Here is a 25,660-nt window from a genome sequence, read left to right on the forward strand (position 1 = left end):
TGCGCGCTCCTCATCACTGGTAATCGATCACGAAGGTGGCGGCAGCGTCGAATGCGCCTCCCACCAGCCGGCTGCCCGCGCGCTTGACAGGCACCGCCTGCACCACGGGAAAGTTCGGATAGGTAAAATTCACGCTCGAATTCAGCGCCCAGTCAGCGCCATTGAGCGACAGCTTGACCCCCAGGTCCGGGTTGCGGGTCGAGAGCACACGCCCATCGAACGAAGCCCCGGTCCCCCTGAGCTGGAGAGTCATCGCGTTACTGAACGGGGCGTCACAGGTGACGGTGTAAGGCACGTTGCGACGGTAGTTGACCCCGTCGATCCGTGACGTAAGAAGGTCATTGCCAAAAGGCACATTGAGCGTACCGCCGCCATTGATGACGCAGGGCGGAGGCGCAATGATGACTGCGCGGATGATCAGGCTGGTCTCGGCCTGCGCGCCTTGACTGACCGCCCACAACAGGCCCCCCACGATAAGAATGGCCCGCGAGCCGACTGACTTAGCCATTGTTTTGCCCTTACTCATAACTGAGCCTGAAATCCACCACGGCCCGAAACGCTCCGCTGGTCAACGGCGCGGAGGTACGCGTGGGTTGAACATTCCACGTCTGGGTCGTGCTGCCCTCGCTCAGAAACAACGGTTCGCCCCTGGAGCCCAGCTGTACATCGCGCCCCAGGGCATCGGTCAACCGCAGTCCCATCCCGGTGATGCCTTGCACTTTGACCAGTCGTGGGTCGTCGGCATCGGCAGGGGCAACAAACGTCACCGACAACACCGGTTGGTGAGCGCTCCATGCCAGGTTCCCGGTACGTTCGCTGCGGATACTGCCTGCGGTGCGCTGGCAATCCTGAAAACGCAGTTGAAACGGCTTCGATGGGGCCTGATCGCCAGGTCGTTGCAGCTGACTGGCAGACACGGCGCCCAAGTCGACCGTTTGATGCAACGATGTCATCTCCAGCGTGCAAGGGGACTCATGCATGGATCCGGAAACGTTCAACCGGCCACGCTGGCCATCGATTCCATCGTCATCCTCGGCGCCCGCGCGCGTTGCCAGGACCAGTAACACACAGCCCAGGACTTTCACGTTGTGCAACTTCATGACGCTCTCCCGCTGCAGGCTGCTACTCATTAGGCGTCGAGACTTGCAAGTTCACCTTGCATGTTTCGCCCGTGCAGGTGAACGCCAGTAATGGACGCCCGCCGTAGTCATTCACGTAGGCCAGGTAGGGTGAATTGCCCAGCGCCTTGGCCGTCGGCCCGAGGGTTTGCGTGCCTTTAGGCGGGATCATCACGGGCTCGAAACCCGGCACGGTCTTGCCGTCTTTGCTGCTGCGAGCATCCACCAGAGACACGTAGTAAGGCGTAGGGTTGTTCACCTGGTAACGGTCGCCCTGGCGGGTCAGGGTCAGCTTTTCCTGCCAGGGGTTGGACAGGTCTTGCTGACTGGGAGCGATGGCCTGCGGTCGGTAGAACAATTTAATCCGGGTCTGCAGCGCGATTTGCAGGGTGTTGGATTTGTCGCTGCGCGGTGGAATCTCCCGCAGGTTGAAGTAGTAGACCGTCTCGCGATCCTGCGGCAACGACTTGGCCGCCGGCAACGCCTGCACTTTCACCTGGCTTTGCTTGCCGGGCTCCAAGCGTTGAACCGGCGGCAGCACGATCAAGGGCGAGGTGATCTTGTTGCCCTCCTCGTCCTCGATCCAGCCTTGGGCCAGGTACGGCAGTTGGGTGTTGTTATTGGTGATATTCACGCTGGTCGCATCCTTGCCACCGTCAAAAATCACCCGGGTTCGGTCCAGGCCAACCGCGGCGCCGGCACTCTGGCTCAGACCCAGAGCCAGCAGTGCGAAGACCAGGAGTGTGGGGTGCGTATTGAGCATCATGAGGCGTTGTTCTCCGTATCGGTACGCTTCCCGGTCAGCGCTGCTGGCTCGGGTGAGGATTGATCAGTGGCTACGCTCTGGCAGCGCAATTGCAAGGCATCGGTCAAACTGTCTGCGGGCAGCGCGACGGGCAGCGTGAGCAGGCAGCGTTCGATACCGCCCCAACTGACGATCATTTGCTCACCGGCCTGAATACCGCTCAGGTAAACAGCGCCACCGTCGTTCACAATCCCGGTGTCCTGCTGTTTGGTGTTCTTCACCGTCGCGCCGAAGGGCGGTGCACTGCCATCCGGCAGGCGCAGGACAGCCATGGCCTTCTCACCGGCAATCACGTCCAGGGACCGATAACCAATGGCCCCTTCGGTAAGGGTCAGTTGGGTCACCGATTGAGTGGCTTCAACGTTGCTCGGCAGGTTCTCCAGGTCGACACTGGCGGCCGTACGCTGGTAGCTGCTGATATCGGAAATCACTGCCTTGCCGAACGCGTTGGTGCGGGTCGATGTGCCGTAACCACGCACAGGCACATCGGGCACACCTCCGGTGTCGAGCATCAGGCGGGTGCCACCGGTGCCATTGGTTCGGTGCAGCGCCGCACCGTAGGGCGTGAGCGTGCCGCCGCCGCGAATGGATGCACTGAGGGTCCTGCCACTGCCTTCCTGGGTGCTGGCGCTGAGATCGATGTCGGCCTGGTCGCCGATATGACTCAGATAGCCGCTGGCAGAGCGGTCGCTTGCATTGAGCTGGTAACTGTTGCGCTCATCGAGGCGATCGCTGTAGCGCGTCGAGAAACTCTCTTTACCCGAGGTCCTGTTGGCGTCCAGCGACAGGGTGCCGCTGCGCCCCAACGGCAGGCTGACCGTCAGCGCCATTCCGTTATCCTTGTAGGCATACTCCTGGGTGCGAAACATGTTCAGGGACAGGCTCATGTTCCTGACGGTTCCCACATTGAAGTAGCGCGACATCGACAGGTTCCAACGCTGAGTGTCCGGGCGCCCCCAATACGTCTGCTTGTTGTAGCTGGCGTAGACGGTCGCCCCAAGGTCACGAAACTGCTTGTTGAGCGTCACCGTATACAGGGCCTTGCTGTCGCCAATCGGCTTCCAGCCCTCGATGTATTCACCGCGCTCGATCCCGCCGCGCTCACCGTTCAACCCGTAATGACGGGCGTCCAGGTACTCGCTCATGCTCAAGTAGTTTTTCTCGGAAAACCGGTAACCGGCAAACGTGACCTGGCTGTCGTACTGCTCGAAGTGCTTGGAGTATTGAAGGCGGTAGGATTTGCCCGAGAATGTCTGGTTCCACACACTGGCGTGGGACTGGGTGGCATCCAGCGATACGGCGCCGAACGCCAGCAGGTCGCGACCGACCCCGACAGACAATGCGCGGTAGTTGTTATCCGTTATCCCGCCGCCAAACAGCGACCAGCCATTGCTGATCCCCCAGGAGAATTCGCCGGTGCCGAAAACGCTGCCGTTGGCGCCGTACTGAAGATCGGACGGGCGCCCGGTCGCCAGCTTGTATCGAACGTGCCCAGGACGTGTCAGGTAGGGAACGCCTGCCGTATCAATCTGGAAGGTCTGAACCGAACCGTCCTGCTCCTCGACCCGCACATCCAGAGTGCCACTCACGGCGTCGCTGAGGTCCTGAATGCGATAAGGGCCTGCGGCGACCAGCGTTTCATACAGCACGCGGCCCTTCTGGCTGATGATGATTCTTGCGTTGGTCTTGGCGACCCCGACGACTTCCGGTGCGTAGCCACGCAGGTTGGGTGGCAGTTGGCTTTGATCCGAGATCAGCGAAGCCCCGGTAAAACGGAAGCTGTCGAAGATGTCCGAGTACAGGTAGTCCTCTCCGACCGTCAAGCGTGCCTTCAGTGCAGGCACTGCGCGATAGGCGTAGTAGCGACTCCACTCCAACTGTTGTTGATCCCTGGGTGCCCCTTCCACGCCTTTCTCGATCCGTCCCTGCCAGTCGGCCCTCAGGCGCCAGGCCCCGGCATTGGCGCCAAGGGTTCCGTTACCACTGAGGTTGTTGCGGGTGCCGTCATTCTTTTGATAGCTGGACTGCGCCGTCATGTTGTAGTCAACCAGCAGCCCCGGCACCCCCTCATCCCACCGGGACGGCGGATCCCAATGGATGGCGCTGTACTCGAGGTAGGCCTGGGGCAGGTTGATGTTCAGTGTGGAGGTGGCCAGGTCGCCACTGACCTCCATGCCAGGCAAACTTTCGGTATCCAGGCACTCGCCGTTTTTCCACCATTTGAGTTTGGCCGCGTCCGACGCCTTGAGACCCAATTGATCGACAAGATCCAGCGATAAACATGCCTGGCTGCCTTTAGGGTCATTATCGGGGGGATAGAAAGCCACCGATTGCTCAGCAATGGGCTGGGCATTGATCTGCACTACCATCGAATAGGTGCCCGGCAGAATAAACCCGCTGCGGGCAAACTGAGACAAGTCAATATTAGTGCGATCACTCAGATCAAGAACATCAGTATTAAACTCAATATCCCCAGCAGCCAGTGCAGTGCCTGCCAATGATATCAACCCGCCAAAAAGGCTTGGGCGCAGCGTATTTTTGACCTTCGCTGTATTTAACATGCAAGCAACCCATCAACGTTCAAAAATATTCCAACTTGAACCGCACGGCAGTACGGTGGGCTCCGGCCACTATGGGCAATCCGTTACCGACAAAATGAAGCGTGTAGTGCAGCGTCATATCGCCTTCCGTTAACGGATGTGGAGTCATCGGCTGACCCGGAACACTTAACTGGCCAGCGGAATCCTCAATATTCATCGCAACGCCTTGGGAGCCACCAAAGACCGCAAAAGAACGACCGCCTCTGTCGGTGGGGCCGTCAAACGTCACCCGAAGGTGCTGCCAGTCGGGCAGCGTTACCCCTGGACGGGATGGATCGGTACGACTCAAGGTGCAATTGACCAGGCGCAACTGGAAGGACTGGTCCTGGCCCCTGGCGCGCCGCAGGAACCGGCCAATGGGCTCGGGGTCCATATCGATGGTTTGATCGACGCTGACCAACTCCAGCCCGCAGGCCGAGTCGACGACCTCTCCTCCCAGCGTGACAAGCCCATCACCTTGAGCAGGCTCCTGGGCAACCACCCCAGGGCTGATGAACATCGCCAAAGAAGAGGAGATAGCGAGACTTATGAATGTTTTCACCTGTGCCTCCACCAGCCTCCCCCGCCACGCTGGGTGGCGGGGGAAAACGCTTACTGATAAGCCAAGGTGAAGTTGGTCACCGCGCTGAAGTCGCCTGGCACGATGTCGCCCGTGGCAGCGCCTTGTACATAGGCACCGAACTCCAGCGTGTTGTCACCGGCGGCAATCACTTGCGGCGTGGTAGCCACGCCCAATTCAACGGGTTTACTGCCATGGGTCATCATGATGCCCACATTGCCCGCGCTCCCGACGGTGCCCAGTGCACCCGGCACAACGCTCGATGGCGCTCCGGTGAAGGTGGTGGTCACGGTGTTATCGGTGAGACCCGCCAGGTCGCAGCCCTCAAGTTCAATCAGCAGGCGACGCGGCTCGGACTTCCCGCCCGCTTGCAATTGATGTTTTGCGATCGCGCCAAGGGGAATGGTCTGATCGACCGAATCAGGCTTGATAGAGCAGGCACCCGAATGGACCGACCCCAAGAACGTGACAGTTCCGTCCGCCGCCTGGGCAACGGACATCGACCCCACCAACAGCCCGATAGAGAACAGCGCGGTTTTCATTTTAGCTTTCATTTATAGATGTCCACATTAGTAATAAACGTCGTTTAAGTGATTCCGCCGCCGTGGCGCACAGAATTCCTCTATTTATTCCAATTACTTGTATTGCAAACCAGCTCATTTGAAGCCAGGCGATTATCCCGACCAGATTCCAAAAACATAAGTCGGCCAGTTCTTCTAATTACGTAGCCCTGCAACACTTAAACACATAGGAAAAACATGGCAAATTGCCAAAACTTTAAAAACATCCGTAAGAATTGGACTACATCGGCCTTAGTTGCAAAAGCTTGTCTTCAGATATAACTGTAAGAGAGGGATTACACTCAACGAAAAATAACAACATTTACTCGAGCACATCAACTAACGTGTTGATAAGTGCGCGACGTGGCGAAACACCGCTCAATGGAAAACCATGGACGGTGCGCAGTGGGGGGAATGACGAGGCTTAAAGCCTGGGAGAAGGGAGTTGCTCCCTGCCCAGAGATCCGTACAGGTTAAATTCGGGGTGACTTCAAGGTCTTGTCCAGGCCGACCGCCGCCAGGGCAACCAGCACGAACCCCAGCAGGATCCCCCCGGCATTCACAAACACTTGTGGATAACCCAGGGTGCCGACATCGATGAACGGGTACTGGTACTGCCCGAGCAAATCCCCGCGCAGCAGCACATAGCCGAAGTACACCAGCGGGTAGATGACCCACAGGCCAATGTGCTTGAGGTGCAACTGGCCCTTGGGCACGCAGCGCCACCAGTACAGCACGAACAGCAGCGGCATCACGTCGTGCAGCAGTTCATCGGCGATCCATTGAAAGCCTTCGGGCTGCCACAGATGCCGCAGCAACAGGCTGTAGGCCAAGCCGACCACCACGATGCTGACGGCGATGCCGCTGCTGACGCCGGGGGCGAGGAAAAACCGCCTGGCTGCAGAATCGCGCTTCACCCACGCATAGCTCAGCACCACCGCTGCCAGGGTATTGGTCAGCACCGTGAAGAAACTGAAGAAGTTGATCAGCCCGCCGAGCAGGCTGGCGCCGGACTCCCAGCGCGAATAGAAAATCAGGTATTGCTGAATCGCCAGGCCCACCCAACCGGCCAGCGCCGCTGCCGCCACATACCGCTTCATGAGGTCAATCCAGCGGGCGTTTGGTGCGCATCAGCTTGACGTACAAGCCTTCGACCTTCTCCCGCGCCCATGGGGTCTTGCGCAAGAAAGTCAGGCTCGACTTGATGCTCGGGTCGCTCTTGAAGCAACGGATATCAATGCGTTCGGCCAGGCCTGCCCATTCGTAATGTTCCACCAGGGTGGTGAGGACGTGTTGCAGGGTCACGCCGTGGAGGGGGTCGTTGTTTGTCGCGGTCATGCCGGGCCTATGAAAAAGTGCTCACGAAGGCGCACACCTTATCACTCCGCCCTGGCAGGTAAAAAAAGTTCCCGCTCCCGGCAAAAAAGAGATGTTATATTGTAACTATAAATCTCAAATCTTTTCGTCGTTTTGTCAAGGAATGTCCGATGTCCCTCTCCTCCCTGTGGCGCTTGTCGCCGCTCGCCGCCGCCCTGTTGATCAGCTCGGAAGCCCACGCCCTGGAACTGCAACCCCAAGTCATCACCGGCAACCCGCTGGGCAGCGAGCAACTCGCCTCGCCGACCACCGTGCTGGAGGGCGATGAGCTGACCCTGCAACAAAAAGGCAGCCTCGGCGAAACCCTGAACAAGCAGCCGGGCGTGTCCTCCTCGTACTTTGGCCCAGGCGCCAGCCGGCCGATCATTCGTGGCCAGGACGGCGACCGTATACGCATTTTGCGCAACAGCGTGGGCGCGCTGGATGCGTCGTCGCTGTCCTATGACCACGCGGTGCCGCTGGACCCGGTCAACGTCGAACGCATTGAAATCGTACGCGGCCCGGCAGCGCTGTTGTATGGCGGCAGCGCCATCGGTGGCGTGGTCAACACCTTCGACAACCGCATCCCCACCGAAGCCATCGAGGGCATCCACGGCGCCGGTGAATTGCGTTACGGCGGCGCCGATACCACGCGCAGCAGTGCGGGCAAGCTGGAAGCCGGCAATGGCACCTTCGCCTTGCACCTGGACGCCAACGCGCGGGAATTCAACGACCTGAAAATCCCCGGCCAGGCCCGCAGCCGCCACGCCCCGGACAGCGATGACGCACCCGGCAGGAACGGCCGCCTGGGCAACAGCGACGGGCGCCAGGACGGCGGTGCGGTAGGCGGCTCCTACACCTGGGACGACGGTTACGCCGGGCTGTCCTACAGCAACTACGACAGCAACTACGGCTCGCCGGCCGAGCAGGAAGTGCGCATCCGCATGAAGCAGGATCACTACGCCTTTGCGTCCGAGATCCGCAACCTGCAAGGCCCGTTCACCTCGGTCAAACTCGACGCGGGCTACACCGACTACGAGCACCGCGAAATCGAAGGCGGCGAAACCGGCACGATCTTCAAGAACAAAGGCTATGAAGCCCGCGTCGAAGCGCGTCACCAGCCCGTTGGCCCGTTCGATGGCGTGGTGGGCGCCCAAGTAACCCGCAACGAATTCTCGGCCCTCGGTGAAGAAGCCTTCGTGCCGCAGACCGACACCAACGCCGGCGCGCTGTTTATCCTCGAAGAAATGCAGGCCACCGAGCGCCTCAAGCTCAGCCTCGGCGGGCGCCTGGAGCACACCAGCGTCGACCCGGACGCCAAGGGCAACGCGCGTTTTGCCGGTGCCGACAAGACCAACGACTTCACCGCCGCCAGCCTGTCGTCCGGCGCGGTGTATACGCTGACGCCCATCTGGTCCCTGGCCGCGACCCTGGGCTACACCGAGCGCGCGCCGACCTTCTACGAGCTGTATGCCAACGGCGCCCACGTCGCCACCGGCACCTATGAACTGGGCGATGCCAACCTGAAAAAAGAAAAGGCCGTGTCCAGCGACCTGGCCCTGCGCTTTGACAATGGCACGCACAAGGGCAGCTTCGGCGTGTTCTACAGCCGCTTCTCCAATTACATCGGCCTGCTGGGCACGGGTCGTACGCTGAACGATGAAGGCGAAGAAGACGCGGATGGCATTCCTGAGTACGAATATTCCGGCGTGCGGGCACGTTTCGCCGGCTTCGAAGCCCAGGATCACATCAAGCTCGGCGAAGGCGCCTACGGTAAATTTGCGCTGGAGCTGTCAGGCGACTACACCCGCGCCACCAACCTCGACACCGGCGAAGCTTTGCCGCGCATCGCCCCGTTGCGCTTGAACAGCGGTTTGCTGTGGGAACTGGACCGCTGGCAGGCACGCATCGACGTCGAACACGCCGCTGGCCAGGGCCGTGTGCCGGATAACGAAAGCGGCACCGATGGCTACACCACATTGGGCGCGAGCGCCGGTTATCACTTCAATGTCGGCGGCAGCCAATGGCTGGCGTTTGTGAACGGTGAAAACCTGACCAACCAGACCGTGCGCTATGCCAGCTCGATCCTGCGCGATATCGCGCCGGCACCGGGACGCAGTGTGCAATTGGGCATCCGCACCACCTTCTAAACACACTGAAATTCCCCTGTGGGAGGAGGCTTGCCCCTCCCACCGTTATTTGGCAGCGACGATCTGTCACTGTTACCAAATCGGAAATGATGCATCTTGCGATTTGCGCTTTCTCTCGGCGCGTCCGCGCTTTATCCTTGTCGGCAATAAACTGAAACGTTTCACTTCCCCGGTCGATCCTATCTTGCTGATTATTCCTGCCCACCAAGACAGCGCTGTCTTACACCGACCCGCGCCTGGGGATAAATCGCCCGCCTGTGGATAACCCCCGCTTTCCCCAGAAAAACCGAATTAACGCTGAACCAAGCCCGTGCCGAATCGTCATCTACAGTGAATGAAGCACGGGGTTACACAATTATTCCAACGTCACGGAGAAACACACTATGAGCACTGATGGTGCTTCGAGCCCAAGCCGCCTGCTGCCCAGGCTGCTGGGGATCTTGCTGCTGATCATGGGCCTGGCCTTGCTGGCCGGCGGCGTCAAGCTGAGCCTGCTCGGCGGGTCGCTGTACTACCTGCTGGCCGGTATCGGCATCACCCTGACCGGCCTCCTGCTGCTGGCTACCCGCCGCGCAGCGCTGGGCCTGTACGCGCTGGTGCTGTTCGCCAGTACCGTGTGGGCCTTGTGGGAAGTCGGCCTGGACTGGTGGCAGTTGGTGCCGCGCCTGGCGCTGCTGTTCGCCCTGGGCATCGTCATGCTGCTCCCGTGGTTTCGCCGTCCGTTGTTGCGCGGCCAACCTGCCCCGCTGGGCACTGGTGCGCTGAGCGTGGCCGTGGTGCTGGCCGGTGCAACCGCCCTGGCCAGCCAATTCACCAACCCCGGTGAAATGGTCAAGACCGGCCAACTGGACCGCGACGCGGTACCGGGCATGGCCAGCGCTGCACCGTCCCAGGCCGATGGCGACTGGAACTCCTATGGCCGCTCGGCCTACGGTGATCGTTACTCGCCGTTGGCGCAGATCACTCCGGAAAACGCGCACAAGCTGGTACCGGCATGGACCTATCGCACCGGCGACATCCCCGGCCCGAACGATCCAGGCGAGACCACCGCGGAAAACACCCCGCTGAAAGTCAACGGCATGCTCTACGTGTGCACGCCCCACAGCCAGGTGATTGCGCTGGACCCGGACACCGGCAAGGAAATCTGGCGCTTCGATCCGAAGATCAGCAGCCAGGGTGCCGAGAACTTCAAGGGTTGGGCACACATGACCTGCCGTGGCGTGTCGTATCACGATGACGCCGCCTACGCTTCCGAGCAGAGCCCGACCGGCAGCGCCAGCCCGGCCGCCGCACCGAATGCCTGCCCGAAACGCATCTTCGTGCCGACCGCCGACACCCGCCTGATCGCCCTGAACGCCGACACCGGCAAGATGTGCGAAGACTTCGGTGACAAAGGCCAGGTCGACCTGCGTGCCAACATCGGCAGCTTCGCCCCAGGCGGTTACTACTCCACTTCGCCACCGGCCGTGACCAAAAACCTGGTGGTGATCGGTGGACACGTCACCGATAACGTCTCCACCGACGAGCCCAGCGGCGTGATCCGCGCGTTCGACGTACACACCGGCAAGCTGGTGTGGAACTGGGACAGCGGCAACCCGGACGACACTACCCCGTTGGCCGAAGGCAAGACCTACACCCGCAACTCGCCGAACATGTGGTCCATGTTCGCCGTGGATGAAAAACTCGGCATGCTCTACCTGCCGATGGGCAACCAGATGCCCGACCAGTACGGCGGCGATCGTACCGACGATTCCGAGAAATACGCTGCGGGCCTGACCGCCCTGGACATCGACAGCGGCCACGTGAAGTGGACCTTCCAGTTCACTCACCATGACCTGTGGGACATGGACGTCGGCGGCCAGCCGTCGCTGATCGACATCAAGACCGAAGCCGGCGTGAAGCAAGCGGTGATGGCGTCGACCAAGCAAGGCAGCATCTACGTGCTGGACCGCGCCACCGGCCAGCCGGTGGTGCCGATCCACGAAGTGGCCGTGCCCCAGGGCGCTGTCGCGGGCGACCGTACTTCCCCGACCCAGCCGAAGTCCGAGCTGAACTTCATGCCACCGCCCCTCAAGGAGCGTGACATGTGGGGCGTGACACCGTTCGACCAACTGCTGTGCCGCATCGATTTCAAATCCATGCGCTACGACGGCCCGTTCACCCCGCCATCGCTGCAAGGTTCGATCGTTTACCCAGGTAACTTTGGCGTGTTCGACTGGGGTGGTATTTCCGTCGACCCGGTACGCCAGATCGCCTTCGTGAACCCGAGCTACATGGCGTTCAAATCCAAGCTGATCCCGGCGGCCGATATCGCCAAGCAAGGCCCTCGCGTCAGCGAAACCCAGGGCGTGCAGCCGAACAAAGGCGCGCCGTACGGCGTGATCCTCGAAGCACTGCTGTCGCCCCTGGGCCTGCCGTGCCAGGCACCGGCGTGGGGTTATGTGGCCGCGGTCGACCTGACCACCCACCAGACTATCTGGATGCACAAGAACGGTACCGTGCGTGACAGCTCGCCGGTTCCGGTTCCGCTGACCATGGGCGTACCGAGCCTGGGCGGCACCTTCACCACGGCCGGTGGCGTGTCGTTCCTCAGCGGTACCCTCGACCAGTACCTGCGGGCCTATGACGTGAAAAACGGCAAGCAGTTGTGGGAAGGCCGCCTGCCAGCCGGCGCGCAAACCACCCCGATGACCTACACCGGCAAGGACGGCAAGCAATACGTGCTGGTCGTGGCGGGTGGTCATGGTTCCCTGGGGACTAAGCAGGGTGACTATGTGATGGCGTTTAAACTGCCGGATTAAGCAAGACTGGCGGTAAAACAAAGGCGGCTACCCTCAACAGGTAGCCGCCTTTTTCATGTGTGATGCAGGACTGAATGTGGTGTTCAGCAGACTAGCGCTCGATCACTTCTCCACGCATCGCAGCCAGCCGGGCAATCAATCGATTTTGCACCGCTACCGCAATGCCCTCGCGGTCCATCGCCTTGATCAAATCCTCCACCAACGCATTAAAGTCACTGCGGCTCACGTTCTGGCCCTTGTGACTCTCGGCCATGCTGTCACCGGTGTAGGTGCACGGCCCGCGTGCCTCGACGCAGAACTGTTCGATCAACTTGTTGCGCAAACGCTGGATATCGATGCGTCGGAAGCGTTCGACAATGCGCTCATCGCGGGCAATGTTGAGCAGCATGCCTTCGACAATCCGCGTGATGCCGGGCATGGCGCCGAGGTCGCGGTACAGGCTGTCGTCCTTGGGCGGTTGCTGGGCGCAGGCGCTGAGCAGCAGCACCAGGGCGATGGGTAGAAAGCGCATCAGAAACTCCCCTGCACCGACAGGTAGGTGCCGTTCTGGTTATCCAAGGTCGCGATCTCCCCAAGCCGGGCATAGGCCAGCACAAACGACAGGTGTTTATTGGGAAAGTAGCCGACAAACACATCGGCCCAGTCGCTTTCGCCGGCGAACGACAGGTTGTCGGGTTTCTCGCGGTACTCCACGCCCACCGCCCAGCGCGGGTTGAACAGCAGCGCCAGCGAGCCTTCCTTGAGCAGGCTGCGGCTGTCGCGACGGTCGCCGCCAAAGCCGAGCAGGCCGGTTTCGTTGGCGCGGCTGTAGCGCAGGCTGGCGTTGACCAGCACGTTGTAGCCAAACGCGGCGCCCATGAACAAGCGGCTGGCGGCGAGGTAGCCCTCCACATCGCTGTCGCGCTTGGCGCCGACCAGGCTGGGGATATCGAAATTGGTCTGGTGCTTGTATTCCAGGCCGAGGGACACCTGCGGCAAGCGGTCGTAAATCACGTCACCGAACAGGCGAACCTTCACGCCCAGTACATCCTGGCCGAGGTTGTCTTCGGGCAGGTTGAGCTTATGCACCAGGCTACCGAGGTCAAAGCGCTGGCGGGCGAAAGACACTTCGACCCGGTTGTCATAGGCCAGCGCCAACCCGGCCACGTCCAGCCGATAATCCGGCAGGTTGACCGTGGTGGCGAACGCCGTGGCACCCCACTCGTGCTGTTCGCCGTAGCCGGTCAACACCGCCCACGGCGTGATCCCACCGCCGGCCGTACCCTCGATGCTGCTGGCACCGCCGGTGGCGATCAGGCGACCGTTATCGGCCAGGGTGGTTTGCACCGTCAGGGCGGCCAGGCAGCCGATCACTAGAGAAAGACGCACGTCAGCCACTCAATGAACCAGGGAAGTTTGCGCACTGAGGGGCAAGGCCACCCAGGCTTCGAAAGCGTCGGCGCTCAAGGGCCGGCTGATCAGATAACCCTGGGCCGTATCGCACTGCCAGCGTTCCAGAAGACGCAGGCTGTGGGCGTATTCAACGCCCTCGGCGACCACTTTGAGGCCCAGATTGTGGCTCATCTCGATGGTGGAACGCACGATCACTGCGTCTTCACTGGTTTCATCGAGGTTGCGCACAAAGGATTGGTCGATCTTCAATTCTTGCACCGGCAAGCGCTTGAGGTGCGCGAGGGACGAGTAGCCAGTGCCGAAGTCATCCACCGACAGGCTGATGCCGCAATCGCGCAGCAGGTGCAGGACTTTGAGGGCTTTTTCCGGCTCGCGCATCACCGCGCTCTCGGTGATTTCAAACACCAACTGCTCCGCCGGCAAGTTATAGCGCCGCAACAACGCCGAGACGCGGTGAGCCAGCTCATCGCCGAGCAAGTCGTCTGCCGAGATGTTCAACGACAGCTGCAGGTACAGGCCACGGCGGTTCCATTCACACAACTGACGAATGCCTTCCTCGATCACCCAATGGGTCAACAACTGGATGCTGCCCGAGCGTTCGGCCAGGGGGATGAACTCCGCTGGCGAGACCATGCCGAACTGCGGGTGCTGCCAGCGCAGCAAGGCTTCGGCCTGGCGCACATGGCCTTGGCGAATGTCCAGCTTGGGCTGGTAATGCAGCAGCAGTTGGCCCTGGTTGGGCGCGTGACGCAGGTCGCGGATCAGGGTGATCTGGCGGCGGTGCGCGAGGTCGCGGCCCTGCTCGTAGATTTGCAGGCGGCCGGGCATTTGCGCGGCGTCTTTCATGGCGATGGCTGCGCGCTCGAGCAAGGTGTGCGGGCTTTCGCCATCGGCCGGGAATGCCGCGATGCCCAGGCGGCAGTCCAGCGCCAGGTCATGGCCGTTGATGCGCTGGGGGCGCAGCAACAGTTGCTGGAGCTTGTCGGCCATGCCCACCGCCTCGTCGCTGCCGGCGCCTTCGAGCAGGAGCAGGAACTCGTCGGCAATCAAGTGCGCCAGGGTATCGCCGGGACGCAACACCGCCTCCAGGCGACGACTGACGGCCAGCAGCAATTGGTCCACCGCATCCGGCCCGGCGGTTTCGCTGGCGGCGCGCAAGTTGTCGATGCCCAGGTAAATCAGCGCGACCGGCCGATTCAACGCAATGGCGCTGCCCAGGCGCTCCATGGCCAGCGCGCGGTTCGGCAGGCCGGTGAGCCGATCATGCAGGGCGTTGTGGGCAAGCTGCTGTTCGCGCTCGGCGATCCCGCTTTGCATGGAGTTGACCGCATGGGCCAGCAAGCCCAGTTCGTCGCTGCGGGCCAGGGCCACCGGCGTCTGATAATCGCCCTGGCCAATGCGTTCGGCCGCCAGGGCCAGCGCCTGCACCGGGCGCGACACGGTGCGCGCCAGCAACAAGGCACCGATCAACGAGGCCAGCAATGCGATCAATGCGATACCGAGGATCTTTTCATCCAACGGCACAAAGGCCTGCATCGCCGCATCCAGCGGGCTTTGCAGCAAGGCCAGGACCTTGCCGTTTTCATCACTGGCCAAGACCAGCGACTGGCTGAGGAAGCTCTGCTCCAGATGATCGGTGGTGGACACGCCACGGCGCGTGGAATCGCCCTGCATCAGGCTCAGGATACTCCCGCGCAGCGCCTGGGGCTGGGTGGTGACCAACTCGCCGGGCTGGTCTTTATCAATCGCCAGGAACGACACTTCGAGGTTGCTCAACGAACGCAACTCATCGGCGAACACGCCGTCCATGCTGAAGCCCATCACCACCCGCGCAATCGGCAACGGCGCCAGCACCGAGGCCTCCACCAGCAGGTGCGGCTTGCCTTGCAGCGGCACGATCAGCATGGCCTGGCGATTGCGCCGGGCTTCGCGCAGCGATTGGTCATAGTGGAAGGTCGAACCTTCGGGCACTTCGCTCAGGGTGCTGGCCAGGACTTTGCCGTCCATGCCCAGCAGGATCATGTCGCTGGCGTTGATGCGCTTGCCGTGGTTGAGCAGCACCGAGCGCATCGTCGCCGAATCGCCACTGGCCACCGCATCACGAAAACCGAAGTCGGCCGCCAGCAATTGCACGCCGTCGGCGAGGCGCCGGCCGCGTGCGTCCAGCAAGCGCTCGAACACCCGCGCGCCCACGTCCAACTGGGCCAGCGCCTGGCTGCGCACCGCCGAGCTGGTGGCGGCCTTGACGCTGAAGTACAGCGCACCGATCACCACCAGCAGCAGCAGGATCAGAACGCTGGCGACCCGCGCCTGGAAACTACTGCGCAGGTTCACGGGCAGCTCGGTTGAAGGCATCGCCAAAGGCGCTTGGCATCGGTGTGGGTGGAAGATCTTCGGACGCGGGCTCAAGGGCCAGCACCACGCGGTGGCTCAGGCCGGCGGCGGGAACATGCAGGGTGCCGCCATCCAAGGGCTGCATATTCGCCAATTGCGGATGCCACAGGGTGGCGTGGTAATCGCCGGGAGGCAGTTGCTCCAGGCGCACCTGGCCCTGGGCATCGCTGACGCCAAAGTGCGGATCGTCGGTGACGTAGATATAGCCGAGCATCCAGTCATGGATATTGCAGCCCAAGACCACCACGCCGGGCTTGTCGAACAGCAGCGGCTCGCTGGGCGTGCCTTCATACAGGCGCAGTTCGAAGCGTTTGGCCGCGGAGAAGGAATACACCTGGTGCCGGATGTTATCGCTGTTGGGGAAACGCACCTGGGTGCCGGTATGGACCGCCAGCACATGTGGGGCAAAACGCTGGCCACGTTGGTCCATATTGGCCTTGAGCACACCGGCAGGCGCGCCTGCCGGGCCCTGGAGGGTCACGACTGCATCGGCAACCGGGCTGCCATCGGCCTGGCGCATCGAGACCTCAAGCCTGGCCGCCGACGCGGGGCATGCCACTGCCAGCACCAGCGCTACACGGGATAAGAAGTCAGTCATTCGAGCCATGGGATATCCGCAAAAAATGGAAAAAGAGCGGCCAGCCCTGGCACAACGACGCACAGCCATGATGCCGCAAGCAAGGCAAAATGCCATCGCTGATTATGAGATGAGGCTTGACCGTTGGTCGGCAAAAACCTATGCAATCGGTCAAGCTCTGTAGAGGATGTCGACCATTCAAGAGAAAGCTGTAGCCGAGCGCCCGTTTTTTCCGGCCGCCACGGCTACCTCAATCTACTGCCCTGGCCATGCTGGTTTGCGAACCGATCTCTACCGCAAACTTGCTGTTGAAGGGCAAGTAATGGTTGTAAGCCTCGGCAAAGGCTGTGGCGTCTGAAGAAGACAGCTTGATACCCGCGAGCGCCGGATCCGTTGCCGCCCAACTCAAGTCATAGGCGCTGCCCATGGTTTTCCTCAGCACGTCGTTGAACAAGGTCGGCCCCGTGACTTCAAAAATCCTGGTCTGGTACTCATTGAACGTCTTTATCTGCTCGGCGGTAGGGGTTCCCTTCAAGTAAGGGCGATTACCTTCGAGCCATTGCTGATTGCCTTTGAAACGACGGTACAGCTCATCGCTGATATCGCGCAGCACAGGATTATTGGGATGACTTGCAAACACACTGGTGTTGTAGCCAATAAAATCGGTGTCTGCATAGGAAACATGCGAGTTCAATAACACCTGATTACCCGTCGCCTTGAGCTCCACCTCACCGATATTGGCCGTGACCACGTCATCACTGTCCAGGTAAATACCGCCCCGGTGATTGATCAGCGGGTAACGTAATGCATCACTGGCCGCCGCGTAGTTTTGCCCCGCGCCTTGGCGGAAGAACTGATAAACCTCGCCGGAATCCGATGCCTTGAAAGCTTTGAAAAAGGCATCATCGTTCAAGTTACGCACGTCCAGGTTGCGGCCTTTGCCCTGAAGTTGCGCTTTTATCTGCTCGAACACCTGCGGTGTGTCCGCATCGATATGCACAATGGTTTTATAAGCAGAGGTCTTTTCTGCGTTACTGAGAACAGTGGCGAGCCGATCATCCGGCATGCTGCCGCCCGCCCAGATGTAATTGATCTCCTTGGGGATGGCGGTGGCTGCCTCGGGAATAGGCAGCGCTGCAACGCGCACGGTTCTGATACTGCTGGGCGAAGGCAATGTGTCTTTGACTTTCAAGTATTCCTGTAACGGCCCGGCGCGCCAGTCGTAAGGCCCGGCTCGCCAGAAAACATCACCCAGCGCATCGCCCCGGCCGATTTTACGCCAAGCGCCCAGTTCGGCATCAAACCTGACTTCAGTCGTAAAGTTAGCGAGAAAGGTTATTTGCCCATCCCTCCTCACCACTTGCTCAACCTCGTCCATCGGCAGTTCAACCAGCTTGTAGTCCTGTGACGCAATGCCGTCTCCACCCTGTAACCCCAAGCGACGCCACTGTTCGTTGCCACGGTTGCTGAACAGGAACTCGGTTTGCCGGTTGGTCTTCGGGTTAATCAGCCGCGCCTGCACACTCCCCGGGCTGCCGGCCTGCGACACCTCGCGAACTTTATAAACCGAGGTTTTCCCCGAGCCGTCCGCGTTGCGAATGTACTGTGCGCCGTCCTCCCCTCGGTAGATACCCTGGCTGTCAGGCGTCAACCCTGCCAACTTCGCTTTACTGACCGCATACTTGTCGAAGTGCACATTATCAACGGCACCCGGCGCAACTGCGGGTGGGCTGACAGGGCGAAAATCCTTGAGCGCCGGGCCATAGGCCGTGCGAGTAGTGACATCGTAGGCATGCCACTTGCCCCGATGACGCTTGGCAATAACCTTCAATCCCTGCGTCGATGCACTCGCCAAACCCATCTCACCTTCGACAGCACCCGACATTTTTGCGTAGGCGTTGAGATTGAAACCCTGCCCCTGCAGCCATTTCAGTTCCCTGTGACCGGCCTGCCAGAGCGTTTTGATGCCTTGGGTGGCCCGCAGCCCCAAGCCCCCTAGACCTTCCACCGGGTTCAGACCGCTGAGGGCGGCCCGGAACAGGATGTCAGACGCCTTGAACGCTCGCGTTCCAAGCCGCTCAGTCACTTTGCCAGCCACCTTCGCCGCCGAACCCAGCCCCTTGCCGACTGGCACGACGAAACCAAAGATATCCAGCGCAAAATCGCGCACAGCAGCACCGACGTTTCCGTTGGCGGCATTCTCGATCGCGTTTTTGAGCGGAATCAAACCCGTGACAAAATCATGTCCGGCCTTGATCTGCGCCTCCTCATCTTCCACCGCCGTCGACCCGCGTGCGGCCGCTTTCATCGCTGCTGGGTCATACAGCAGGTGATTGGCCATGACCTCAGCAATCTGGCCGAAGCGAGGATGGTCGATAGTCGGAACCGCGTCGTCCATCGCCTTTCTGTCCTCGTGCAAGAGCGGCGCATTGAGTTTTTCGGTCAATAAATCATGGGAGTACGTGCCCGGTCGCGGGGCAGTGCCTGAACGGTAAGCCTCGTAGTCCAGCCATTCGCCGATCCCTTTGGCTTGACGGGCTGCATACCCCTCAGGATCCGCCACTCGGGGCGCTGGATTCGGCGGATTCCTCTGCAGGTCCTCGCGCTTTCGAATGAGCCCCTGCAACGGGAACAACTCATAGGACGCATGCTTGAAGTCGGCATAGGCCCGGCCAGTGTCACGCTTGTCCCTTGGGGTCAGGACCCGCATCCACAAACCGTAGCGCGCCACGGCGGCCTGCGCTTCGGCGTCGGACTCCAGCCCCTCGGCCTGGGCCTCACTGGCCTTGCGCAAGGAAAAAAACTCTACCTGGCCGGACGCGATGGTTTGCCTGTCGCTCAGCGGCAATTGCGAGAGTTGATGTGCGACCAATGTCGTGAGACTCGCCTTCAGGCCACTCACGTATGCATCGAATTGCTCATCGAAGATTTTTCCAACGTCAGGCAGCGGCGTGACCCTGTAATGCCGATTACCCAGGGAAAAATCGTGACGCACCCCTCGCGGGATACGGTCCATTTTGCCGGCCATGTAAATGTCCAGCAGTGAGTGCAGCTCACTCTCGCTGGCATCAATGTGGGTGATGCTGATGTTTGGGACTTCAAAAGAAACATCGTCTCCATAGGCTTTTTTCAGTTCGGCAAGCGCAATGTCTCTTCGGGTGGGCATCGTCGCGGCCAACTGACTCTGCGCCTTTTGCAGCCTGGTCATAGTTTCATTGAAGGTTGTCCGTAACCCATCCAGTTGTTCGGGCGTATACACCCTCGGATTGGCCGGGACTCTGCCCTGGGCAATGCCCCAATCGACCAGCGCCTGCTCCTGGGCGTGACGCTCGACGATTGCCTGAGTCAGCGAGACCGGACCATGGCTCTCACGCGTCATCCACTCGCCAAAAGGAATGCACGCGGCAACACCCGGTATCGCGTGTTCGCTGGCCTCAACCACTGCCGTGAGCCTCATCCAGGCGGGTGACCCCACCACCAGATTGGCGGGCATATCAGGCACAAGAAAGGTCGGTGCCGCGCCCACGAGCAGCAGCCAGGCCGCCGCAGGAGCCAAGGCGGAGGTGACTTTGCCCTGCGCCACCAAGTGCTGGCTCAATCGCTCCACTACCACGGCCGGGCTTACCCCCCAGTTGGCCGGCGCCAGCAAGTCATACCCGGCCACCTGCCCGCGTTGGCTGCCTGCGTGCGGGTCAAGTTCCAGCACCATCGCTGCCATCGCCCATTGAGCGGCGCTGGAAGGTGTAGATACGCCGTCGAAAGCCGCCTCGAGTTTTTTCCCCAACGCTTGGACTTCGGGACTTTCAATCATCTGTTCAATCCGCTGCACGACGCCTGCGGGTCGACTTGAATCAACGTGTTTCTCCTGAAAGAGCGCGAACAAACCCTTGCCAGGCGAAACCTCGGCCAGGGTCTGCGAGACCATCGCCTGCAGCCGACGCCTTTGCTCTGCGTCCAGCGCAAGCGGCGTGGACAAAAGGCCCCAGTAGTTGCCCCGTTCAAGCGGCTCGGGCAGAGGGTTTGAACTCGCGTAGAGCAGGTCTGCCAGTTGTTCCGGGGTGTGTGGAACATTCAAGCCGGACTCCCTTAGAAACCAGGCCACCGGCACTTGCGAAGCAGGCTCAAGCCGATTTTCGCGTCCAAACGTTGAAAGGGCATCAGCAGGCATCATCTGACGGTCCAACAAGGTTGCAACCTTCAGGCTCGGGTTTTCCAGCGCGGCCTTTTGCACCGCCCCCAAGGCCGTTATCAGGCTCTGCGTGTTGCGGGTATTGCCAAGCCGTTCTCTCGCTTCATCCAGGCTCTGTTCAGAGCTAGACAGTGACCTTTGCAGCGAGCGCCCAGGGTTTACCTGCACGGCTGCGGGTGGCGAGCTTGAATCATGGATTTGGATGGGTTCGCGCTGATGCCCTTCCCAGGGCAGGGGCGACTGAAGTTCAGGGCGAGATTGGCCAGGGAGGACGGTTGTAGGAATGGTGCGCATGAATTGCCCCTCACAGGCCCGTCGAGAGCGGGCCAAGGTTAGGAAAGGCCGGAGAGAGTTCCGGAGTAACCTGAGTGCAACTTGGAGAAAAATCGGCGAGACGAAAATTTTAGAAGCTGTTTCACCCAGCCAAAACGGCATGGAATAGGTCAGTCACGGTGCCACCCGCTCACGCCGCATCCACCGCTCGAACGCCAGGGCATTCAACGGTCGGCTGATGAGATAGCCCTGGGCCGTGTCGCAGTTCCACTGTTTGAGCAACTTGAGACTAGGCTCGAACTCCACCCCTTCGGCCACCACCTTGAGCCCCAGGTTGTGGCTCATTTCGATGGTGGAGCGCACGATCACGCCGTCGCCCGTGGCGCTATCGAGGTTGCGCACGAACGACTGGTCGATCTTCAACTCCTGCACCGGCAGGCGCTGCAATTGCGCGAGTGAGGAGTAGCCGGTGCCGAAGTCATCCACCGACAGGCTGATGCCGCAGCCGCGCAGTTGCTCCAGCACGCTCAAGGCTTGTTGCGGGTTGTGCATGATCGCGCTTTCGGTGATCTCGAAAATCAGCTGCTGGGCGGGCACCTGGTAGTGCGCCAGCAAGGTGGTGACGCGGGTCGCCAGGTCATCATCGGCCAAGTCATCCACCGAGATGTTCACCGACAACTGAATGTGCATGCCGCGCTGCGACCACTCGCCGATCTGGCGGATGGCTTCTTCGATCACCCACAGGGTCAGGCCGCCCATGCTGCCGGTGCGCTCGGCCAGGGGGATGAATTCGGCGGGCGACACCAGCCCCAGGGTGGGATGCTGCCAGCGCAGCAGGGCTTCGGCCTGGCACACCTCGCCATGCTTGAGGTCGAGCTTGGGCTGGTAGCACAGGTACAACTCGCCTTCGACGACGGCCCGGCGCAGGTCGCGGATCAGGGTGATCTGGCGCTGGTGGGCGAGGTCGCGGTCCTGCTGGTAGATCTGCAGATAACCCGGCAGCGTCGCCGCATCGTGGCGGGCGATGGCGGCGCGACTGATCAACTCTTCCACCTGCTGGCCATCGGCGGGATAGGCGGCGATGCCGATGCTGACTTCGTGGCGCACTTCGTCATTGCCGATGCGCTGGGGCTCGGTGAGCAGTGCGTAGAGGCGGTCGGCGCGGGTCACTGCACGGTCGATCTCGGTGTTCTCCAGCAACAGCAGGAATTCGCTGCCGGTGATGCGCGCCGCGGTATCGCTGGCCAGAAGGCTCATGGACAAACACCGGCTGGCTTCACGCATCATCTCCTCCACGCCCTCGGGGCCGAAGCCTTCGTTGATCACCCGGTAGTTCTCGATGCCCAAGTACAGCAACACCACCGGCCGCCGCGCACTGATCGCGCTGCCCAGGCGCTCCATCGCCAGCGCCCGGTTGGGTAGACCGGTGAGTGGGTCGTGCAGGGCGTTGTGGGCCAGTTGCCGTTCGCGCACGGCGATGCCGCTTTGCATGGCGTTGAAGGCGCGTGCCAGCAAACCGAACTCATCGTGGCTGCGTACCCGCACCGGCGTGCGGTAATCACCGGCGCCGATGCGCCCCGCCGCCTCCACGAGGGCGTTGAGCGGGCGCGACACCCGCCGCGCCAGGAACAACGCGCCGGCCAACGACACCAGCAGCACCGCCAGGGCAATCCCGAGAAACTGCCGGTCCAGCGGCGCAAAGGATTCCAGCGCATGGTCCAGCGGGCTTTGCAGCAATACGCGCACGTCATCGCCGTCGCCGGTATTGGCCAATGGAAGCACGCGGCTGAGCACGCGCTGACCGTGGAACCCATGGATCTGTGCCTCAGGGTTGAGCGGAGCGTCGTGCAGCAGGCTGAGGGCGGTGGCCCGGTACGCGTCGGGCTGGGTGCTGAACAGCGGGCCGGGCGTGCCGTCCTGCACACTGAGAAACGACACTTCCAGGTTGCTCATGGAGCGCAGTTCATAGGCGAACAGTTGGTCCATGGCAAAGCCCATCACGATGCGCGCGATGGGCAACGGGTCGCGCACTTCATCCTGCACCAGCAGGTAAGGCCGCCCATCCAGGGCCACGATCACCATGTGCAGGCCATTGCGCCGCGCATGGCGCAAGGCGGCGTCATAGGGGAACGGCTGGCCGCGGGTGAGGATAGGGAGTGTGCTGACCATGACCTTGCCATTCAGGCCCAGCACAAACACGTCGCTGGAACGGATGCCGGTGCCGTGGCGACGCAGTGCCGCCAGGATCGGCGCGGGCTTGCCTCCGGCCACGGCCTGCTTGAACGGACCATCGCCGGCGAGCCAGTCGAGCCCGTATTGCAGGCGCCGCCCGCGCAGGTCCAGCAGACGCTCGAATACCTGGGTTCCGGTTTTCAGTTGGACTTGTGCCTGGTTCTCCACGGCACGGCGGGTGGCGCTCTTGACGGCGAAATAGGTGGCGGCGACCACCACCAGCAGCAACAGCGCCAACACCCCGGCGATGCGGGTTTGAAAGGTATGGCGCCATGTCATGGCAGTGCCCTCTGGCAGCGTTCGCCTCTCTCTGCCGCCGCGTCCCTTAGTCATGTGCAGTCCCTGCGCCCAAACCCGCCGTCAAAAAAACATCTATTTAGACTGGACATTTTGTTTTAGCAGAGTAGCTGGGACAGAGCAGAAGCGCACCGAATAAAACCGGGGATTAAACTGTCATTTTATTGGCGACAACCGCTTGGCCATACCCGCCTGTCAGCTGCGGGCGCGCATGAAGTCCCCCCAACGCCGCACCAGATAGTTGTGCTCATCCATGACCGAGTTCCACACCGCAATATGCCCCATGCGCTGCTCATAGGAGCCGCCATCGCGCACCTCGCCGATATCGATCAACGGCAACCCATCACTGCCGAGCAGCTCCTCCCGCGCAGGCTTGCCGGCGTACCAGTAATCCCACTCGGCACTGCTCAGGTGATCACGGCTGCGCGCCGGGTTGCCGATGTAGTAACCCTGGCGCGCCATCACCGCGCCCGGCCAGCCGGACAACCACCAATTGAGGTACGCGTAGGCCGCGTCCAGCACCGGCCCCTGGGCATGGCGCGACAACGACAAGCCGCCGAACCAGGCGCGATAGCCTTCGCGGGGCACCGCCAGGCGGTATTTCACCCCGGCGCGGTGCAGGCGCATCAAGGTTGGCGACCACAGGCTCTGGATATCGATGCTCGGGCTGAGCATCAGTTGCGCCGCCTCTTCATCGTCGGACCAAAACGCAGCGAAATGCCCTTCCTTCTGCTTGCGCACCAGAATATCGGCGAGCACGTCGATCTCTTCGATGCTCATATTGCCGATGTCGTTGAAGCGCGCCAGTCCCGCGCCCTGCACCGCCAGCGCCGCATCCAGTGCACCGATGGCGGCGTCGCTCTGCAACGCCGTGCGGGCACGCCAGGCCGGGTCCAGCAGCCAGCCCCAGCTTTCGTTGCCGTGGCAAAAACCCTCGGGCAGGCGCTCAGGGCGGTAGGCAAAACTGTCCGCATTGTGGGTAAGGGGCAGCATGCTGATGCGTTCGGTGACGGTGCTGCCCAGGCTGCCATCGTGCTGCACGAACAACCGCTCACTGGGCACACTGCCGCTGCCCAGCCGGTCGTTGGGTGACAGGCGACCGCGCTTGGGCAAGTCGTTGATCTCGTGCCACAGCGCGATGCGCCGCGTGTCAATGGGCTGGATCGCCCGGGCCGGCCACACGAAGTCGACGTTGTGAAACCATTGGTCGTACAGGTCGTAGCTGTCGGGCTGCATCACTGCGATGCGCTGGGCCTGTTCCACATCGTGCACCTGGTACACGAGGCGAATCCCCAGTTCCTGTTCGGCGCGCACGCGCAGGCATTCGAGCAAAGTGACCGAGGTGCCGAGCACTCGTAAGGTGATCATTCGGCGAACCGCCGCGAGAACACCTCAAACGAGCGCTGCAGCAGCGCGGGGTCCAGGCCACGCAGGATAAACACCAGCCGCGATTGCCGCTCGGTGCCTGGCCACGTGGGCAGATGGACCGGGGCATGCAGGCAATGCTGCACGCCATGAATGACGATGGGGGCGTTACTGGCGTTCACGTTGAGCAGTCCTTTGACGCGAAGGATTCGTTCGCCGTGGCATCTTAACAGCATCGACAACCACACCCCGAAGCCGACCCAGTCCAGCGGCTGGTCAAAGGTCATACTGCACACTTGGGCCGCCCCATGGCTGGCGCTGGTGGTCTGGTGCAATTGCCAGCGGCTGACTTCCAGGGCGGGTTCGGCACTGCGCAGGCCTTCGCCGAGCAACAGTTGGTCGCCACTGTGGATAGCGTGGGTATCGAGGATCGGCGTACCGGTGTTGAGCGCCTGCAGGTGCGCACGCAGCGGTTCGCAGTCATCCACAAGATCAGTCTTGCTCAGCAGCAAACGGTCTGCGGCCGCAACCTGGGCCAGCCATTCCGGGTGCAGGCGCTCCTGCAACGCGGCGTGGCTGGCGTCGACCAGCGTCACCACCAGGCCGATATGAAAACGCCCGCGCAGTTGCACATCGTTGTTCAAGGTGGCGAGGATCGGGGCCGGGTCGGCCAGGCCGGTGGTCTCGAGGATCACCCGTTTGAACGCAGGAATTTCGCCACGCTCGCGGCGTTGCAACAGGCCGAGCAACGCGTCCTTGAGCTCGCCACGGATGGAGCAGCAAATGCATCCGCTGGGCAGCAGCACAGTGTTCGGCGCGACTTCTTCCACCAGCAGATGGTCGATGCCGATATCGCCGAATTCGTTGATCAGCAACGCGGTGTCGCCCAGGCTTTCGCCTTGCAGCAGGCGCTGGAGCAAGGTGGTCTTGCCACTGCCGAGGAAGCCGGTGATCACATTTAGAGCAATGCTCATATTTACCTCCACGCCCGG

18 protein-coding genes are annotated in these 25,660 nt (G+C 61.5%); 2 read left to right on the forward strand and 16 right to left on the reverse strand.

Annotated elements, in window-relative coordinates:
- Window positions 1-13: 13 nt before the first annotated feature.
- The 8 genes from Q8X51_RS03825 to Q8X51_RS03860 all read right to left on the reverse strand — a co-directional run bounded on the left by Q8X51_RS03825 (window position 14) and on the right by Q8X51_RS03860 (window position 6,980).
- The gene (locus Q8X51_RS03825) at window positions 14-508 is read right to left on the reverse strand and encodes a fimbrial protein (RefSeq protein ID WP_065926569.1); all 495 of its coding nucleotides are present in this window, start codon (window positions 506-508) and stop codon (window positions 14-16) included.
- 10 nt (window positions 509-518) lie between these two features.
- Window positions 519-1,100 carry a fimbrial protein gene (locus Q8X51_RS03830; RefSeq protein WP_065948889.1) on the reverse strand — a complete coding sequence of 194 codons (582 nt, stop codon included), beginning with the start codon at window positions 1,098-1,100 and terminating at the stop codon, window positions 519-521.
- 22 nt (window positions 1,101-1,122) lie between these two features.
- On the reverse strand, window positions 1,123-1,884 hold the full coding sequence (locus tag Q8X51_RS03835; protein WP_065926571.1) for a fimbria/pilus periplasmic chaperone: 762 nt from the start codon (window positions 1,882-1,884) through the stop codon (window positions 1,123-1,125).
- Complete coding sequence (locus Q8X51_RS03840) at window positions 1,881-4,484, reverse strand: outer membrane usher protein (RefSeq protein ID WP_153227260.1); 2,604 nt, start codon at window positions 4,482-4,484, stop codon at window positions 1,881-1,883. The genes Q8X51_RS03835 and Q8X51_RS03840 overlap by 4 nt, the downstream gene beginning before the upstream one ends.
- Before the next feature lie 19 nt (window positions 4,485-4,503).
- Window positions 4,504-5,064, reverse strand: coding sequence for a fimbrial protein (locus Q8X51_RS03845; protein WP_065938652.1), 561 nt, complete (start codon window positions 5,062-5,064; stop codon window positions 4,504-4,506).
- 50 nt (window positions 5,065-5,114) lie between these two features.
- Window positions 5,115-5,624, reverse strand: coding sequence for a fimbrial protein (locus Q8X51_RS03850; protein WP_065926573.1), 510 nt, complete (start codon window positions 5,622-5,624; stop codon window positions 5,115-5,117).
- A 491-nt stretch (window positions 5,625-6,115) separates the two neighbouring features.
- Window positions 6,116-6,742 carry a Pr6Pr family membrane protein gene (locus Q8X51_RS03855; protein WP_065926574.1) on the reverse strand — a complete coding sequence of 209 codons (627 nt, stop codon included), beginning with the start codon at window positions 6,740-6,742 and terminating at the stop codon, window positions 6,116-6,118.
- Window positions 6,743-6,746: 4 nt separating this feature from the next.
- The gene (locus tag Q8X51_RS03860) at window positions 6,747-6,980 is read right to left on the reverse strand and encodes a VF530 family DNA-binding protein (RefSeq protein WP_027604640.1); all 234 of its coding nucleotides are present in this window, start codon (window positions 6,978-6,980) and stop codon (window positions 6,747-6,749) included.
- A gap of 149 nt (window positions 6,981-7,129) precedes the next feature.
- On the opposite strand from Q8X51_RS03860, the gene Q8X51_RS03865 reads away from it, so the two are divergent.
- Together Q8X51_RS03865 and Q8X51_RS03870 are read left to right on the forward strand one after the other, a co-directional pair.
- A complete protein-coding gene (locus tag Q8X51_RS03865) occupies window positions 7,130-9,148 on the forward strand; it encodes a TonB-dependent receptor (protein ID WP_407693180.1) in 2,019 nt (672 codons plus the stop codon).
- Window positions 9,149-9,531: 383 nt separating this feature from the next.
- Window positions 9,532-11,949, forward strand: coding sequence for a glucose/quinate/shikimate family membrane-bound PQQ-dependent dehydrogenase (locus Q8X51_RS03870; RefSeq protein WP_065926576.1), 2,418 nt, complete (start codon window positions 9,532-9,534; stop codon window positions 11,947-11,949).
- 91 nt (window positions 11,950-12,040) lie between these two features.
- Here the strand turns inward: Q8X51_RS03870 and Q8X51_RS03875 are convergent, their stop codons facing one another.
- The 8 genes from Q8X51_RS03875 to Q8X51_RS03910 all read right to left on the reverse strand — a co-directional run bounded on the left by Q8X51_RS03875 (window position 12,041) and on the right by Q8X51_RS03910 (window position 25,642).
- Window positions 12,041-12,460 carry a group I truncated hemoglobin gene (locus Q8X51_RS03875; RefSeq protein ID WP_407693179.1) on the reverse strand — a complete coding sequence of 140 codons (420 nt, stop codon included), beginning with the start codon at window positions 12,458-12,460 and terminating at the stop codon, window positions 12,041-12,043.
- Window positions 12,460-13,317: a DUF3034 family protein gene (locus tag Q8X51_RS03880; protein WP_407693178.1), complete on the reverse strand. Its 858-nt coding sequence runs from the start codon at window positions 13,315-13,317 to the stop codon at window positions 12,460-12,462. The genes Q8X51_RS03875 and Q8X51_RS03880 overlap by 1 nt, the downstream gene beginning before the upstream one ends.
- Window positions 13,318-13,326: 9 nt before the next feature.
- On the reverse strand, window positions 13,327-15,675 hold the full coding sequence (locus Q8X51_RS03885) for a bifunctional diguanylate cyclase/phosphodiesterase (RefSeq protein ID WP_407693177.1): 2,349 nt from the start codon (window positions 15,673-15,675) through the stop codon (window positions 13,327-13,329).
- The gene (locus tag Q8X51_RS03890) at window positions 15,659-16,342 is read right to left on the reverse strand and encodes a methylamine utilization protein (RefSeq protein WP_407693176.1); all 684 of its coding nucleotides are present in this window, start codon (window positions 16,340-16,342) and stop codon (window positions 15,659-15,661) included. Before Q8X51_RS03890 ends, Q8X51_RS03885 begins: the two co-directional genes overlap by 17 nt.
- 220 nt (window positions 16,343-16,562) lie before the next feature.
- Window positions 16,563-20,795 carry a glycosyltransferase gene (locus Q8X51_RS03895; protein WP_407693175.1) on the reverse strand — a complete coding sequence of 1,411 codons (4,233 nt, stop codon included), beginning with the start codon at window positions 20,793-20,795 and terminating at the stop codon, window positions 16,563-16,565.
- Window positions 20,796-20,948: 153 nt separating this feature from the next.
- Window positions 20,949-23,285: a putative bifunctional diguanylate cyclase/phosphodiesterase gene (locus tag Q8X51_RS03900; protein ID WP_407693174.1), complete on the reverse strand. Its 2,337-nt coding sequence runs from the start codon at window positions 23,283-23,285 to the stop codon at window positions 20,949-20,951.
- A 213-nt stretch (window positions 23,286-23,498) separates the two neighbouring features.
- Window positions 23,499-24,671, reverse strand: coding sequence for an ABC transporter substrate-binding protein (locus tag Q8X51_RS03905; RefSeq protein ID WP_065926582.1), 1,173 nt, complete (start codon window positions 24,669-24,671; stop codon window positions 23,499-23,501).
- Entirely contained in the window at window positions 24,668-25,642 is a 975-nt protein-coding gene (locus Q8X51_RS03910) for a CobW family GTP-binding protein (protein ID WP_065926583.1), read from the reverse strand. Before Q8X51_RS03910 ends, Q8X51_RS03905 begins: the two co-directional genes overlap by 4 nt.
- Between the last annotated feature and the right edge of the window lie 18 nt (window positions 25,643-25,660).

The organism is Pseudomonas sp. Yb2C2 (genome assembly GCF_052112325.1).
Taxonomy (GTDB): domain Bacteria; phylum Pseudomonadota; class Gammaproteobacteria; order Pseudomonadales; family Pseudomonadaceae; genus Aquipseudomonas; species Aquipseudomonas marginalis.

Coding starts and splice junctions, on each gene's coding strand:
- Q8X51_RS03910 (WP_065926583.1), bottom strand. CDS start 25,642: ATGAGCATTGCTCTAAATGTGATCACCGGCTTCCTCGGCAGTGGCAAG.
- Q8X51_RS03835 (WP_065926571.1), bottom strand. CDS start 1,884: ATGATGCTCAATACGCACCCCACACTCCTGGTCTTCGCACTGCTGGCT.
- Q8X51_RS03830 (WP_065948889.1), bottom strand. CDS start 1,100: ATGAAGTTGCACAACGTGAAAGTCCTGGGCTGTGTGTTACTGGTCCTG.
- Q8X51_RS03840 (WP_153227260.1), bottom strand. CDS start 4,484: ATGTTAAATACAGCGAAGGTCAAAAATACGCTGCGCCCAAGCCTTTTT.
- Q8X51_RS03850 (WP_065926573.1), bottom strand. CDS start 5,624: ATGAAAACCGCGCTGTTCTCTATCGGGCTGTTGGTGGGGTCGATGTCC.
- Q8X51_RS03855 (WP_065926574.1), bottom strand. CDS start 6,742: ATGAAGCGGTATGTGGCGGCAGCGGCGCTGGCCGGTTGGGTGGGCCTG.
- Q8X51_RS03825 (WP_065926569.1), bottom strand. CDS start 508: ATGGCTAAGTCAGTCGGCTCGCGGGCCATTCTTATCGTGGGGGGCCTG.
- Q8X51_RS03895 (WP_407693175.1), bottom strand. CDS start 20,795: ATGCGCACCATTCCTACAACCGTCCTCCCTGGCCAATCTCGCCCTGAA.
- Q8X51_RS03890 (WP_407693176.1), bottom strand. CDS start 16,342: ATGGCTCGAATGACTGACTTCTTATCCCGTGTAGCGCTGGTGCTGGCA.
- Q8X51_RS03860 (WP_027604640.1), bottom strand. CDS start 6,980: ATGACCGCGACAAACAACGACCCCCTCCACGGCGTGACCCTGCAACAC.
- Q8X51_RS03875 (WP_407693179.1), bottom strand. CDS start 12,460: ATGCGCTTTCTACCCATCGCCCTGGTGCTGCTGCTCAGCGCCTGCGCC.
- Q8X51_RS03900 (WP_407693174.1), bottom strand. CDS start 23,285: ATGACATGGCGCCATACCTTTCAAACCCGCATCGCCGGGGTGTTGGCG.
- Q8X51_RS03870 (WP_065926576.1), top strand. CDS start 9,532: ATGAGCACTGATGGTGCTTCGAGCCCAAGCCGCCTGCTGCCCAGGCTG.
- Q8X51_RS03905 (WP_065926582.1), bottom strand. CDS start 24,671: ATGATCACCTTACGAGTGCTCGGCACCTCGGTCACTTTGCTCGAATGC.
- Q8X51_RS03865 (WP_407693180.1), top strand. CDS start 7,130: ATGTCCCTCTCCTCCCTGTGGCGCTTGTCGCCGCTCGCCGCCGCCCTG.